At 28.9% G+C, this 14,200-nt stretch carries 14 protein-coding genes; 12 read left to right on the top strand and 2 right to left on the bottom strand.

Annotated elements, in window-relative coordinates; genetic code table 11:
• Positions 1–349 precede the first annotated feature (349 nt).
• Both CSBG_RS03235 and CSBG_RS03240 read left to right on the top strand, forming a co-directional pair.
• The gene (locus CSBG_RS03235) at positions 350–1,768 is read left to right on the top strand and encodes a PTS transporter subunit EIIC (protein WP_008677024.1); all 1,419 of its coding nucleotides are present in this window, start codon (positions 350–352) and stop codon (positions 1,766–1,768) included.
• A 98-nt stretch (positions 1,769–1,866) separates the two neighbouring features.
• Positions 1,867–2,592 (top strand): UTRA domain-containing protein, encoded by a 726-nt coding sequence (locus CSBG_RS03240; protein WP_008677027.1) that lies wholly within the window; start codon positions 1,867–1,869, stop codon positions 2,590–2,592.
• Positions 2,593–2,691: 99 nt separating this feature from the next.
• On the opposite strand, the gene CSBG_RS03245 is transcribed toward CSBG_RS03240, so the two are convergent.
• Positions 2,692–4,383 (bottom strand): trehalase family glycosidase, encoded by a 1,692-nt coding sequence (locus CSBG_RS03245; RefSeq protein WP_235840769.1) that lies wholly within the window; start codon positions 4,381–4,383, stop codon positions 2,692–2,694.
• A 423-nt stretch (positions 4,384–4,806) separates the two neighbouring features.
• Between CSBG_RS03245 and treC the strand changes: the two genes are divergently transcribed.
• From treC to CSBG_RS03270, 5 genes are all read left to right on the top strand, one after another.
• Positions 4,807–6,456: an alpha,alpha-phosphotrehalase gene (gene treC / locus CSBG_RS03250; protein ID WP_008677032.1), complete on the top strand. Its 1,650-nt coding sequence runs from the start codon at positions 4,807–4,809 to the stop codon at positions 6,454–6,456.
• Between the two features lie 33 nt (positions 6,457–6,489).
• A complete protein-coding gene (locus CSBG_RS03255) occupies positions 6,490–7,320 on the top strand; it encodes an ROK family glucokinase (protein WP_008677034.1) in 831 nt (276 codons plus the stop codon).
• A gap of 383 nt (positions 7,321–7,703) precedes the next feature.
• Positions 7,704–8,000, top strand: a complete 297-nt coding sequence (locus CSBG_RS03260) for a DUF3784 domain-containing protein (protein ID WP_268875678.1) — start codon at positions 7,704–7,706, stop codon at positions 7,998–8,000.
• Between the two features lie 161 nt (positions 8,001–8,161).
• Positions 8,162–8,572: a peptide deformylase gene (locus CSBG_RS03265; RefSeq protein ID WP_008677038.1), complete on the top strand. Its 411-nt coding sequence runs from the start codon at positions 8,162–8,164 to the stop codon at positions 8,570–8,572.
• A gap of 62 nt (positions 8,573–8,634) precedes the next feature.
• A complete protein-coding gene (locus CSBG_RS03270; RefSeq protein WP_008677040.1) occupies positions 8,635–9,162 on the top strand; it encodes a putative immunity protein in 528 nt (175 codons plus the stop codon).
• Between the two features lie 174 nt (positions 9,163–9,336).
• On the opposite strand, the gene CSBG_RS03275 is transcribed toward CSBG_RS03270, so the two are convergent.
• Complete coding sequence (locus CSBG_RS03275) at positions 9,337–9,915, bottom strand: manganese efflux pump MntP family protein (RefSeq protein ID WP_008677042.1); 579 nt, start codon at positions 9,913–9,915, stop codon at positions 9,337–9,339.
• A 537-nt stretch (positions 9,916–10,452) separates the two neighbouring features.
• Here CSBG_RS03275 and CSBG_RS03280 point away from each other — a divergent pair.
• From CSBG_RS03280 to CSBG_RS03300, 5 genes are all read left to right on the top strand, one after another.
• Positions 10,453–11,367 (top strand): AEC family transporter, encoded by a 915-nt coding sequence (locus CSBG_RS03280; protein WP_008677045.1) that lies wholly within the window; start codon positions 10,453–10,455, stop codon positions 11,365–11,367.
• A gap of 114 nt (positions 11,368–11,481) precedes the next feature.
• Positions 11,482–12,147 (top strand): hypothetical protein, encoded by a 666-nt coding sequence (locus CSBG_RS03285; protein ID WP_008677047.1) that lies wholly within the window; start codon positions 11,482–11,484, stop codon positions 12,145–12,147.
• Between the two features lie 14 nt (positions 12,148–12,161).
• On the top strand, positions 12,162–12,371 hold the full coding sequence (locus CSBG_RS03290; protein WP_008677049.1) for a 4Fe-4S dicluster domain-containing protein: 210 nt from the start codon (positions 12,162–12,164) through the stop codon (positions 12,369–12,371).
• Between the two features lie 10 nt (positions 12,372–12,381).
• Entirely contained in the window at positions 12,382–13,449 is a 1,068-nt protein-coding gene (vorB, locus tag CSBG_RS03295; protein WP_008677051.1) for a 3-methyl-2-oxobutanoate dehydrogenase subunit VorB, read from the top strand.
• Position 13,450: 1 nt separating this feature from the next.
• A complete protein-coding gene (locus CSBG_RS03300; RefSeq protein ID WP_008677053.1) occupies positions 13,451–14,200 on the top strand; it encodes a thiamine pyrophosphate-dependent enzyme in 750 nt (249 codons plus the stop codon).

Genomic DNA, 14,200 nt, shown 5'->3' on the forward strand with positions numbered 1-14,200 from the left:
AATTATATATAATGAAAAGCGTAGTTTTTTATACAATTATTAAAGATGAAAAAGTTTGTTGATATAAGATTAATAGAAGATTTTGTGAAAATGATGATATATAGGATATGGAAAGAGTACTAAGAAATATTTCATAGAAATAAATGAAAGATTTAAAATGATATCCAATAGAAGTAATTGAAAGTATTTTATAAGTAGCTAATATCACTATATGAAAACGGTTAAAGGTGTTTATTTCAATTTGCACTTGTTTAAACAAAAAAATATTGACATCGATATCAATAAGTGATATTCTATAGATGTTCAAACAAGAGACTTGTTTAAACATCTAATGAGGAGGGGATGCAAAGTGGATATTAAAGGAAATGTTTCACAAATTATTAAATTAGTTGGTGGAAAAGAAAACGTTAATAGTGCAACACATTGTGTAACGCGCTTACGTATTATATTAAACGATAAAAAGTTAGTTAATGTTAAAGAATTAGAGAAATTAGAAATAGTGAAAGGTTGCTTTGATTCTAGTGGACAATTTCAAATAATAATTGGACCTGGCCTTGTTGAAAAGGTGTACAAGGAATTTGTAGTACAAACAGGTGCTAAAGAGGTTTCTAGAGAAGAAGTTAAAGAGATTACAAATAAAAACAATAATATTCTTCAAAGAGGAGTAAGGATATTAGCTGATATATTTATTCAGATTTTACCAGCTATAGTAGCATCTGGTTTATTAATGGGATTAAATAATATGTTATCTAACCCGGGGATATTCTTTGAACAATCAGTATTAGAAGCTTATCCAGGAATTTCAGGAATTGTAGGTATTATAAATTTAATAGCAAATACGGCATTTACTTTCTTACCAGCATTAATTGGATGGTCTGCAGTTAAAAAGTTTGGTGGGAATCCAGTACTAGGTATAGTTTTAGGGCTTGTATTAGTACATCCACAATTAATGTCAGCATATGATTATGCTGCTAACCCAGATGCTGCACCAGTATGGAACATATTTGGATTAGAAGTAGCACAAGTTGGATATCAAGGACAAGTTGTACCTGTATTAATTGCTGCATTTATTATTGCAAAGACTGAGAACTTCTTAAAAAGAATATTACCAGATACAATACAATTAGTTTTAGTTTCACCATTAGCAGTACTATTTACTGGATTAGTAACTTTTATGGCAATAGGACCTATTACAATGGCAGGAGCAAACTTAATAACAGATGGAGTAGTTAATTTGTTTGATGTAGCACCAGTTTTAGCAGGAGCTGTATATGGACTTATAAATCCACCACTTATAATAACAGGTATGCATCACTTATTCTTAGGTGTTAATCTACAAATGGCAGGTACATTAGGATACGTAACACTATGGCCAATTGGAGAAACGGTTACATTAGCTATGGGAACAGCTGCATTAACAATGTTCTTTATACTTAAGAACAAAAAATCTAAGAGTATAGCAGTTACTTCAACTATATCTGCATGGTTAGGTATAACTGAACCAGCTATATATGGAGTAAATCTTAGATTTAAATATCCGTTTATAGCAGTTATGTTAGGAAGTGCTGCAGGAAGTGCATTCTTAGCATACAACAATATAAAAGCAACATCAGTAGGAGTTGGAGGAATATTCTCATTCTTATCAGTATATCCAGAACAATGGGGAATTTACTTTACTGGAATGGCTATTACTTTTGTAATAACAGTTGGATTAACAGTTATATTATCAAGAAGTAAAAAGTTTATAGATGTAGAAGACGAAGTATAATTAATAAAAGGGGAAGCAATTCCCCTTTTTTATTGTTTATAATAGCAAACTATTATATTATTATAGTAAAGTAAAATTTATAATATGGAGATAGGGATATGTCACAAATTAAATATTATGAAATATATAAAGATTTAAAAGCTAAAATTGAAAATGAAACATACGGATACCAACAATTAATGCCATCTGAATATACATTAATAGAAGAGTATAGTTGTTCAAGAAATACTATTAGAAGAGCAATTTCTGAACTTGCATCAAAAGGTTATGTTCAAAGTATAAAAGGTAAGGGCGTTGTAATAATATATAAACCATACAAGAAATCAGAGTTCCTTTTAGATTATACAGAAACATTTAAGGAATCGGCTATTAGAAATAAAATGGAAAATAAAACTATAGTTATACATTTTGAAGAATTAGTAATAGATGAGAAAGTAAGTAAGAAGACATCACTACCTGTTGGAGAGGAAGTATATTATATTCAAAGGTTAAGATTTATAGAAGGAAAACCTTTAATATTAGATCATAACTATTTTCTAAAAAGTATAGCTAAAGGTCTTACTAAAGAGATAGCTGAAACTTCAATTTATGAATATATGGAAAATGAATTAAAAGAAAATATTATTACTACAAAAAGAATGATCACAGGGAAAATGGCTACTAAGTTAGATGAACAGTTTTTAGACTTAAATGGATATAATTGTGTCATTACAGTTAATAACTATACATATAATGCTAATGGAGTAATGTTTGAGTTTACAGAATCTAGACATGTACCAGAGAAGTTTGTATTTTATGATCAATCTCAAAGAATAAAAAGATAGAAAAGAAAGGAACTATTTTAAATAGTTCCTTTCAGTTTGTTGAAAAATATCATATTTAATAAGGTGTAATTTATGATATGCTTTTAGTAGATAATTGGTTTATTTATTTTCGTATTTATATAATTTAGAAGCTAAGTATATAAATGTGCTTGCAGTCCAAGTAAATGATTTATCTCTTAAAGCTTCACCGGTTATTGCATTGTAGTTTTCTGCACATCCACTTTTATTAATAAGATTACAATATTTTCTAGCTATATCCATAGCTAATTCAGTTTCACCACAATCTTCAAAGGCTTCTACTAATAGTAGAGTAGTTGGAGCCCATATAGGACCACGCCAATATGCATCGTCTTGATATAAGTCACTATCAATAGCTTCAGAAGCAATGCCCCAATCAGTTAGATATTTCTTACTACTTAATAAATCTATCATAGATTTTCGTATCTCATCAGGTAATCTCTTACCTAAAACTATAGACATAAGTGGAAGAAGAGCATTACTGTGAATTATTTCACCAGTTCTAGTTGCACGAGCAACAGGAAGATTATCAACTATAAAATAATCAATAAATTTCTTTGTTAGCTCATCAGCTCTATTATTCCAATAAAGCCTTCCTTCTTCATTATTTAATTTTTTAGCAATATCAGAAAGTGTGTCCATGGATTTGATTAAGAATGCTGTTAAGTCTGGAGAATCAATTATAATAGCATCCTTAAAAACAGTACTATTATCTTGACCAGAATCATTACCATGGGTATATTCAATAATTCCATCATTATTAGAATCTTTATACTTTTCATAGAAAAGTACTTGTTTTTCTACGTGACTATAGATTGATTCTAATTGTTCTTTTGTAAAGTCCATTTTTTTCATCATCTTACTATAGAATAATCCCTGAACAGCAGGTTTAGTAAAATTCCATCTAAGGGTTGAGTCACTTACTGAACCAGGAATTTGACCAAGTTCATCTTGATAATCATATAATACTTCCATTTGATCAAAGGCTAAATTGTTATCAACGCCAGCTAATCCTAAAGCATTGAAGCAATGATCCCAACTCCACGCTCCTAAAAAGTAATTATTAGAAGCAAACATTGTATATCTTCTTAAATATCCTTCAGGTTTAACAGTAGAAGACCAATTTATATAAGATGCATATAAAAGACTTTTAGCATATTTTTCATCAACTACAGGTTGAAGTGCACAAAAGCTTTCGAAAGCTTTTTGGCTATTAGCACGACATTCTTCGAAGTCATATTCCTTATAAAATGGAAGTGCTGTATGAGTTGGAATATCTTGAATTACACATTTAAAGTCTTCAGCATTACTTGAAGTTATATCTATAAATGATACGTTTTCAGATTCGCTTGTGCTTCCTGTATCATCATATAAAATATTTTGTGTTAAATTTACTTTTCCAGATGGGGCAAAAACTAAAAATTTAGTTAAGTTTTTATAACTGTTAATAATTGAATATTCATTACCCTCAGTTCCTAAATAATAGTTAAATTCAAAGTTATAAACTGGTTGGGTGTCTAATCTTAAACCTACGTCAGCACCTTTACCATATAACAATATTCTTGAATCAGTATCGAAACAGATTGATATTTCTCCACCATCAAAGCTTAAAATTATGCTAGAGTAATCTGCAGAATAAGTATATTCAATAGGTGTATTATTTTTTAATGGTATGATTTTTAATACATTCATGTGACCACGTGATTTTGCTCTTAAAGATTTTAAAAATAATCCAGTATTTGATGGATTAGAATTTTCATATTTAATCGACATATAAGATCCGAAATAACTAAAAGGAGTATTTATAATATTCATTTATCTACCAATCCTTTCAAGAATAATAAACTTGTTTATACAAGTTAGGATTTATTATACTTTAATGATAAAAAAAAATCAACTGTTAGTGGTAAATATAAAGATATACTTAAGACTTTACATATTGTTAGATACATTCAAAGACTTTTTTTCTATATAAATAGCGATAAAAAATTAAGTTTTATTACTGGGGGGAAAGCATTAAATATAGTCTTATAAATATATTGACAATGAATTATACTGTGATACAATGAAGTTGTTCAAACAAGTTTGCGGAAGGTCTATTATTAGATTAACATATACACTATTGTACTAAATAAGACTTAGAATTTTTAGATACTAAAAATAGTACAAGAGAAAAATAAGCTGGGAGTGAGGAGTATGTTAGACTTTAAAAAAAGCACGGTATATCAAATATATCCTAAATCATTTAAGGATACTACAAATAATGGAACAGGAGATTTAAGAGGAATAACTGAAAAATTGGATTATTTAAAATTTCTAGGAGTAGATTATTTATGGATTACTCCATTTTTTGTTTCACCACAAAATGATAATGGCTATGATGTAGCTGATTACTATAATATAGATCCTATATACGGGACGATGGATGATCTTGATGAATTAATAAAAGAAGCTAACAAAAGAGAAATAGGATTAATGTATGATATGGTGTTTAATCATACATCTACAGAACATATATGGTTTCAGAAAGCTTTGGAAGGTGATCAATATTATAAAGATTTTTACATTTTTAAGAAGCCTAAGGCTGATGGATCGGCTCCTACCAATTGGATATCAAAATTTGGTGGATCTGCATGGGAGTATATAGAAAAATTTGATGAGTATTACTTACATTTATTTGATAAAACTCAAGCAGATTTAAATTGGGAAAATCCTAATGTAAGAGCAGAACTGAAAAAAATATTAGGATTTTGGATGGAAAAGGGAATAAAGGGATTCAGATTTGATGTAGTTAACTTAATATCTAAACCTGAAGTATTTGAAGATGATACGGAAGGGGATGGTAGAAGATTCTATACGGATGGCCATAGGGTTCATGAATTATTAAAGGAATTGGCTGGGGATAGTGGCATGATAGATAATAATATGCTAACAGTAGGAGAAATGTCCTCAACTAGTATAGATAATTGTATAAGATATTCAAATCCTGAAGAAAAAGAATTATCTATGTGTTTTAATTTTCATCATTTAAAAGTAGATTATAAAAATCAAAATAAGTGGGGGTTACAAGAATGTGATTTTTCAAAGTTAAAAAGATTATTAAATGAATGGCAAATAGGAATGGAAGAAGGAAATGGTTGGAATGCTGTATTCTGGTGTAATCATGATCAGCCACGTATAGTTTCTAGATTTGGCGATGATAGGAAATATCATAAAGAATCAGCTAAAATGTTAGCGACAATGATACACTTATTAAGAGGAACACCTTATATTTATCAAGGTGAAGAAATAGGTATGACAAATGCATATTTTACAGATATTAATCAATATGTAGATGTGGAAAGTATAAACTATTTCAATATTTTAAAAGAAGAGGGTATGAGTGAAGAAGAAATATATTTAGCTTTACAAGAACGTTCAAGAGATAACTCAAGAACTCCAATGCAATGGAATAGTTTAGAAAATGCAGGATTTAGTAATGGTAAGCCTTGGCTGAGTGTAATAAATAATTATAAAAAAATAAATGTTGAAGAAAGTATAAAAGATGAAAGTTCTATTTTATATCATTACAAAAAGTTAATATCATTAAGGAAAAAATATGATTGTATTGCATATGGGAAATATATACCAATATTAGAAGATAGTGAATCAGTGTTTGCTTATAAGAGAGAATATAATGAGAAAACATTGATAAGTATAAACAACTTTTATGACAAGGAAGTTGAAGTAGCATTGGATATTGATTATGTTGAAAATTATAAATGTGTTATTACTAATTATGAAAATAGAAAATTAGAATCTAAGATGGTTTTAAAACCATATGAATCTATAGCTTTTATAAATTAATTTAATTAACTGAACTTATCGAGGTGAATTTTTATGAAAAGTTATTTAATAGGAGTAGACATTGGAGGAACAACAGTTAAATTAGGTTTGTTTACACCAAAGGCAGATTTAGTAGAAAAGTGGGAGATTACAACTAGAAAACATGAAGGTGGCAAATATATTCTGCCTGACATAGTGAAATCTATTGAAGATAAGCTAGAAGAGAAAAATATTGATAAATCAATGGTAGAGGGGATAGGTCTAGGAGTACCAGGACCTATTAATAATGATGGAATAGTTAAAAATTGTGTGAATTTAGGCTGGAAAGTATTTAATATAGAAAAAAATTTAAGTGAGTTAATTAAACTACCTGTAAAAGCTGGAAATGATGCAAATGTTGCTGCCCTAGGAGAAATGTGGAAAGGAGGCGGAGAAGGTTATAAAAATATTATTATGATAACATTAGGAACTGGCGTCGGTGGAGGAATTATTATAGATGGAATGCTATTACCTGGCGTTAATGGTTCGGCTGGAGAAATTGGGCATATTAATGTATGTAAAGAAGAAACTGAAAGTTGTGGATGTGGGAAAAAAGGCTGTTTAGAACAATATGCATCAGCAACAGGAATAGTAAATATAGCAAAAAAATTGATTCTGGATACAACATTAGAATCAATATTAATAGATAAAGAAAAACTTTCGGCTAAAGATATTTTCGATGCGGCAAAATTAGAAGATGGACTAGCATTAAAAGTAATCAACAAGTTTGGAGAAATTTTAGGAAGAGCTTTAGCAAATATTGCGTGTATATTAGATCCAGAAGTATTTGTTATTGGAGGCGGTGTATCTAAGGCAGGAGAATTACTGCTTGAAACTGTAAAATAAAATTATGAAATATATGCATTTCATTCTGTAAGGAAAGTTGAATTTAAATTGGCTAAACTTGATAATGATGCTGGGATTTATGGAGCAGCAAAATTATTATTTTAAAATATGTTACTATATATAGATTATTGAACGGAGACAGTAGATAGATTTGATTATATGCAAAGCTATCTACTGTCATTCTTTTTATATAAAAGATTTCACTTACTACTATTACGGAGAATCGTATAATAAATGGATTAGATTTTTACTAATATCTGATAATTAAATATATAATTTACATTAAAATTGTATTATAATACTAAATAGTTTAATAAGAATTTTTAAGGGGATGTACCGTTATAAAAATTACTGTACCGATTGAAATAGTATATATACTAGCTATAGTATTTGCCTTTCTGACTGTTATATTTTTTATGGGCAAAGGAAGTTCACTTATAGAAGTATATGGTACTACAAAAAGAGAAGAAAAAGAAAAATATAAGAAGTTAAGCCGAGTTATAGGAATATGTTTTGGAATTATTGATATTTTTTTAATTATTATTTCACTTATGAGAAATAAGTTATCTGAATGGTTTATTTATATTTTTATAACAGTACTTGGAATTAACATACTTGTTATAATAGTTTTATCTTCCGTAGATATAATTTTCAAAAAATCAAAGAATCAATTTGAATAATGTATCTTATTTACGTTATTCATTTAAATAAGATATAGATTAAATGGTTTATGTTCCAAACATAAACTTTGCTATAAAATTATGCTAAGTGATAAAAAGGAGATGGGTTTCTTAACAAACTTATATCTTTAAAGAATGTGATTAAAAAGGTGGGAATAAAGATGATAAGACCAATTGTAAAAGATATATTATTCTTAGGACAGAAATCGGAATATGCAACAAAAGCAGATGTAGCGGTTATTGATGATTTAGTGGATACGTTAAGGGCAAATTTAGAGCAGTGTGTTGGTATGGCCGCTAATATGATAGGAGTTAAAAAACGTATACTGGTATTTAGTATAGGTGATATAATAGTTCCTATGGTAAATCCGGTTATAGTAAAGAAAGATAAAGTTTATGAAGCAGAAGAAAGCTGTTTATCTTTAAGTGGCTTCAGAAAAACAATGAGATATGAAGCAATTGAGGTAGAATATCTTGATAGGAATTTTAAAAAGCATAAACAGACATTCACTGGATTTACTGCACAGGTTATTCAGCATGAAATAGACCATTTTGAAGGCATAATAATTTAAGAAATAAAATTACATATTATGAGATCATTAAATTAAAAGGTATTTAAGAAAAAGGAGTTATTATGGCTAAAGTAAGAAAAATGCTTGGAAAAGCAGATTCACCATATATTGTTTCTCTTATGAGATTAATAGAAACACAAAGTAAAAATACAATCGTAAAATGGTGCAATGACTATGCAAGGGAGCATATTTTACTTATTTATGAAAAAGATTATCCAGAGGATACACGTTTAAAAAATGCATTGAATGCAGTTGATGAATGGTTAGAAGGGAATATGAAATTAACAGAGGCAAAGAAAATTATTAAGGAAGTTCAAATAGCAGCAAGAGAAGCAGAAGGAAATCCAGCTGCACAAGCTTCAGCTAGAGCAATTGGAGCAACAACTGCAACAATTAACACTGTAACGAGTTCTTTAGGACTTGCTTTTTATGGTGCTGCTGCAATAGCATATACATCTATTGGTGTTAATGCTGATAGTGATGTTTATGAGGAAATTGCAGCAAGAGAGTGCAAAAATATGGAGGAGGCTTTACGTAAAGTAGCTATAATAGATGAGCCAAATCCAGCAAAAATAAATTGGTATTGCTGAATGTAGTATATGAAAAAACAAGAAATTCAATTTATCTAGAAGTTAATAAATTTAAATATAAAAAATTCTATGTTTAGGGGTATCACGAAACGTGATACCCCTTTGATTTCTTACATATAATTTTAAATTATCATATTTTCATAATTAGCAGAAAAAGCTATACTCTGATATATTTTACATCAAATGTTCAAATAATATCTTAATTCCTATACCTATTAAAATAACTCCACCGATTATTTCAGCATAATTTTGGACATACTCTCCAAGCTTTTTCCCAAGAAAAACTGCAAAAAAACTTAATACAAAAGTAGTTATTCCTATTATTATTACAGAAGGAACAATACTAACACTTAGAAATGCAAAACTAACTCCAATTGCTAAGGCATCGATACTAGTTGCAATAGCTAATATAGTTAGCTTCTTATAAGAAAATTCATCTCTTTCGCATTCTAAAGCTAGCTCTTTCTCTCCACCACGAATCTCTTTAATAGATTCTATTAACATTTTTCCACCTATAATTCCAAGTAGTATAAAAGCTATCCAATGATCAAAAGACTTTATATAGCTTTCAAAATATCTACCAGCCCACCAACCGATTAGAGGCATTAAGGCTTGAAATCCACCAAAGAATAATGCAACTCTAAAAGAGTATTTAAATTCATCTTCTTTTAAGCAAATACCTTTAGCTAAAGAAACAGCAAAGGCATCCATGGACAAGCCTATTCCTGTCATAAAAATTGAAAAGAAACCCATAATATGTAACTCCTTTATTATAGAATTTATTGTAAAATCCAAATTAATATTTAGGATTTTATTGACTTTTATAGATGATAAGCAAATAAAATAATAAACAAATAAAAAAGACTTATACGTAGCAAAGCTACGCATAAGTCTCGTTATTCAATACTAAGCCAGAACTATGTTCAATATGTTGACTTAGTAACTCATTCTAAAATAGAGCTAACTACTCCCTTATACTTAAAAATTATATTACATTAAATATTATATATTTATTTCAGCATATATATTACCAAATTATAAGTAATATATCAACAATTAATTTAATTTTTCAATTTATTTTTAAAAAGTAGAAAATTAATTAATAAATTAAAATCTGTAATAAGTAAATAGATTTTAACTTTTATAATAACTAAACTATGATTAAATAAACAATAAAGAAATATCTTTATTAGTAGAAAAGTATAGAATCATATTTGCAAGTTTTATAAAGATAAAGTAGTCCTTAGATAAATAAATTGTATATAATAAGATGAAATGATAGTTTAGGGGGTGGATAGGATTATAGTTTTTAATAAAATAATAGCATTGTTTTTAATTATTTTAATAGGTGTTTATGGAACTAAAAAACATATAATAAATGATGATGTTAACAAAGGTTTAAGAAGAATATTATTAGAAATCACATTACCACTATTAGTTATAAATTCGTTTAGCTTTTCTTTTGATGAAGGAATGGGAAGAAATATAATAACTGCATTTATATATAGCATTTTATTTATGATTTTGGGTGGAATAATATCTTATATTTTATTAAAGCCTTTAAAAGGAGAAAAGAAGAAGATATTACATTTTGCAAATTTCTTTTCTAACTGTGGATTTATTGGATTTCCAATTATAAATAGTATATTTGGAGCAGAGGGAGTAGTTTATACATCTATATTTAATATGGTTTTTACAATTTTTTTATGGACATATGGAGTAATGATATTTTCAGATAAGTTATCAAAAGAAAATATAAAAAAGGTATTATTAAATCCTTCAATAATTGCAGTATATATTGGAATACCTATAATGATATTTAATATAAAGTTACCAGCATCTATTTTAGATACAACTAAGATAGTAGGAGATATGACTGCACCAATATCGATGATTATAGTTGGAAGTATATTATCAAAGGTTAAAATTAAATCTATATTTAAAGAAGCATCAGTTTATTATGGAGCCTTAATAAAATTAATAGTAATACCACTTGCTATTTATATGATTAAATTAATTATAAAAGATAATTCAAGTGTAATAGATACTATTATAGTTATTCAAGCTATGCCAGCAGCAGCTATGACATCAATATTTGCAGCTGATTTTGATAAAGAAAAGGAATATGGGGCGATAGTAGTGTTTGTAACAACGTTATTATCAATAATAACTATTCCTGTAATAGTAAAAGTAATAGGATTATAAAAAGAGTGCTACAACAAATTTGAAAATGTCAATTTTGTTATAGCACTTTTAATTGCATAATAAATGCAATATAAAGTATACTTTTAGTAAGAATGTTTAATGGGGAGTGTTAGTGTGAGTAGGATTAAGATATTTACTGGACACTTTGGTAGTGGTAAGACAGAAGTTGCAATTAATTATGCTATTAAAATGGCTAAGGAAGGTAAAAAGGTAGCATTAGTTGATATGGATACAATAAATCCTTATTTTTGTGTAAGAGATATTAAAGAAACTTTAGAAAGTGATTACAAGATAAGAGTTATAAGCACAAGAAAGGATTTAGTTAATGCGGAGCTAATGGTGCTATCAGGAGAAATTTTATCTGTATTTAATGATAAATCATATGAAGTTATATTGGATATTGGTGGAGATGATGTAGGGGCAAAGGTTCTGGGAGTATATAATAAGTATTTTGAAGATGAAGACTATTCAATGTATTATGTTTTAAATAATTCAAGATCAGAAACCTTAAGTTGTAGAATGGCAAGTAAATATCTAAAATCCATAGAACCAGCAAGTAGATTAAAAGTTACTGATATAATATCAAATACTCACATGATGAAGGAAACAGAATCTAAACATATATTGAAAGGAGATATTGAATCTTTGGAGTTATCTAAGTTTTTAAGCATTCCTTACAAATACACTGTGTGTACCAAAAAATTTGAAAAGGTAATAAAGGATAAAGTTAATGGAGAAATATTACCTATAGAATTATATATGGACATGCCTTGGGAATAATGAGGAGGAATTAAATGGCTAAGGTTATATTTAAAGAGGAAAGGTGTAAAGGGTGTGGGCATTGTATAAATATATGTCCTAAAAAAATTATAGGCTTTAAAGAAAATTTTAATAGCAAGGGATATCATCCAGCTGGAATAGAGGAAGATCTTATAGCACAATGTATAGCTTGTGCATCTTGTGGAAAAATTTGTCCTGATTGTGTAATAACAATTGAAAGATAGGAGGATAACTATGGGTGAAAAGTTCTTAATGAAAGGTAATGAAGCTATAGCAGAAGCAGCTATTAGAGCTGGATGTAAATGCTTTTTTGGATATCCTATAACTCCTCAAACTGAATTAATAGCATATATGGCAAAAAATATGCCAAAGGTTAAAGGAGTCTTTTTGCAAGCAGAAAGTGAAATTGCAGCTATTAATATGGTATATGGCTGTGGAGGAACTGGAGTTAGGTGTATGACTTCATCATCTAGCCCTGGAATAAGCTTAATGACAGAAGGAATTTCATATTTAGCAGCAGCACAAGTACCTTGTGTGATAGTTGATGTAGTCAGATGTGGGCCAGGACTTGGAGGAATACAACCTGCTCAATCAGATTATTTATTTGTAAATAAAGGTTTAGGGCATGGAGATTTTAATGTGCCAGTTTATGCTCCAGCATCTATTCAAGAAATGATAGATTTAATTTGCGAGGCATTTGATGTAAGCGATTTATATAGAACACCTGTAATGATAATGGCTGATGGAATGCTTGGACAAATGATGGAAGGTGTTGAATTTAAAGAGAATATAAAAAGAGAATTACCAGAAAAAACTTGGGCTGCCAACGGTTTAGGAAAGAGAAGTAAACATAATATAATAAATTCATTAGAGTTAAATCCAGAAAGACTTGAAGGACTTAATATGGAGCTTCAAGAAAAATATAAGATAATAAAAGAAAATCAAGTTAAATATGAATTATATAATTGTGAAGAATCTTGTGATTTAATATTAGTTTCTTATGGTATAACAGCAAGAATATGCAAAAGTGTTATAAGCATTGCAAAAAAGGAAGGGATAAACTTAGGGTTAATAAGACCTATAACTACTTGGCCATTTCCTAATGAAGCCTTTACTAAGACTTTAGGCAAAAGTAAACATGGATATTTATCTGTAGAAATGAATTGTGGACAAATGGTTGAAGACGTTAAGCTTTCTGTAAATGGAAAAGAAGAAGTTAGATTTTATGGTAGGACAGGCGGAATGATACCAACAGTAGATGAGATATACAAATATATAAAATCTATTATTGGAGGTATGTAATATGGGAATTGTTTATCAGCCAACAAAGGTGCTTTTAGATGTACCTACACATTATTGTCCGGGGTGTACTCATGGAATAATTCATAAGCTAGTTGGAGAAGTAATAGAGGAATTAGAAATATTAGATAAAACTATAGGAGTTGCATCAGTTGGATGCTCTGTACTTGCATATGATTATTTTGCTTGTGATATGTTTCAAGCAGCACATGGAAGAGCTCCAGCAGTTGCTACAGGTATTAAAAGAGCTAACCCAGATAAAGCAGTTTTTACTTATCAAGGAGATGGAGACTTAATAGCAATAGGAACCGGAGAAGTTGTTCATGCAGCAGCAAGAGGAGAAAATATTGTAACTATTTTTGTAAACAATTGCATATATGGTATGACAGGTGGGCAAATGGCACCTACAAGTTTGGAAGGACAAATTACAGAGACATCTCCATATGGAAGAGATGTTAAGGTTCAGGGTTACCCAATAAGAGTATCAGAAATGATATCTACTTTAGATGGTGCATGTTATGTTGAAAGGGTAAGTGTAGATAATATAGCAAATTTAACAAAAGCTAAAAAAGCAATTAAAAAAGCTTTTGATAATTCAATAAAAGGACTCGGATATTCATTTATAGAAGTTTTATCTACATGTCCAACTAATTGGGGCTTATCTCCAATTGATTCTTTAAAGTGGCTTAGAGAAAATATGATTCCATATTATCCTTTAGGTGTTAAAAAGGATTTAAAGAAGGAGGACAATTAG

This window comes from Clostridium sp. 7_2_43FAA (genome assembly GCF_000158375.2).
In the GTDB taxonomy this organism is placed as follows: Bacteria; Bacillota; Clostridia; order Clostridiales; family Clostridiaceae; genus Clostridium; species Clostridium tertium.

Excerpts from the sequence above, each read along its gene's own strand:
- CSBG_RS03240 (WP_008677027.1), top strand. The coding sequence starts at position 1,867 with ATGTCACAAATTAAATATTATGAAATATATAAAGATTTAAAAGCTAAA.
- CSBG_RS03245 (WP_235840769.1), bottom strand. The coding sequence starts at position 4,383 with ATGTCGATTAAATATGAAAATTCTAATCCATCAAATACTGGATTATTT.
- treC (WP_008677032.1), top strand. The coding sequence starts at position 4,807 with ATGTTAGACTTTAAAAAAAGCACGGTATATCAAATATATCCTAAATCA.
- CSBG_RS03255 (WP_008677034.1), top strand. The coding sequence starts at position 6,490 with ATGAAAAGTTATTTAATAGGAGTAGACATTGGAGGAACAACAGTTAAA.
- CSBG_RS03265 (WP_008677038.1), top strand. The coding sequence starts at position 8,162 with ATGATAAGACCAATTGTAAAAGATATATTATTCTTAGGACAGAAATCG.
- CSBG_RS03270 (WP_008677040.1), top strand. The coding sequence starts at position 8,635 with ATGGCTAAAGTAAGAAAAATGCTTGGAAAAGCAGATTCACCATATATT.
- CSBG_RS03275 (WP_008677042.1), bottom strand. The coding sequence starts at position 9,915 with ATGGGTTTCTTTTCAATTTTTATGACAGGAATAGGCTTGTCCATGGAT.
- CSBG_RS03290 (WP_008677049.1), top strand. The coding sequence starts at position 12,162 with ATGGCTAAGGTTATATTTAAAGAGGAAAGGTGTAAAGGGTGTGGGCAT.
- vorB (WP_008677051.1), top strand. The coding sequence starts at position 12,382 with ATGGGTGAAAAGTTCTTAATGAAAGGTAATGAAGCTATAGCAGAAGCA.
- CSBG_RS03300 (WP_008677053.1), top strand. The coding sequence starts at position 13,451 with ATGGGAATTGTTTATCAGCCAACAAAGGTGCTTTTAGATGTACCTACA.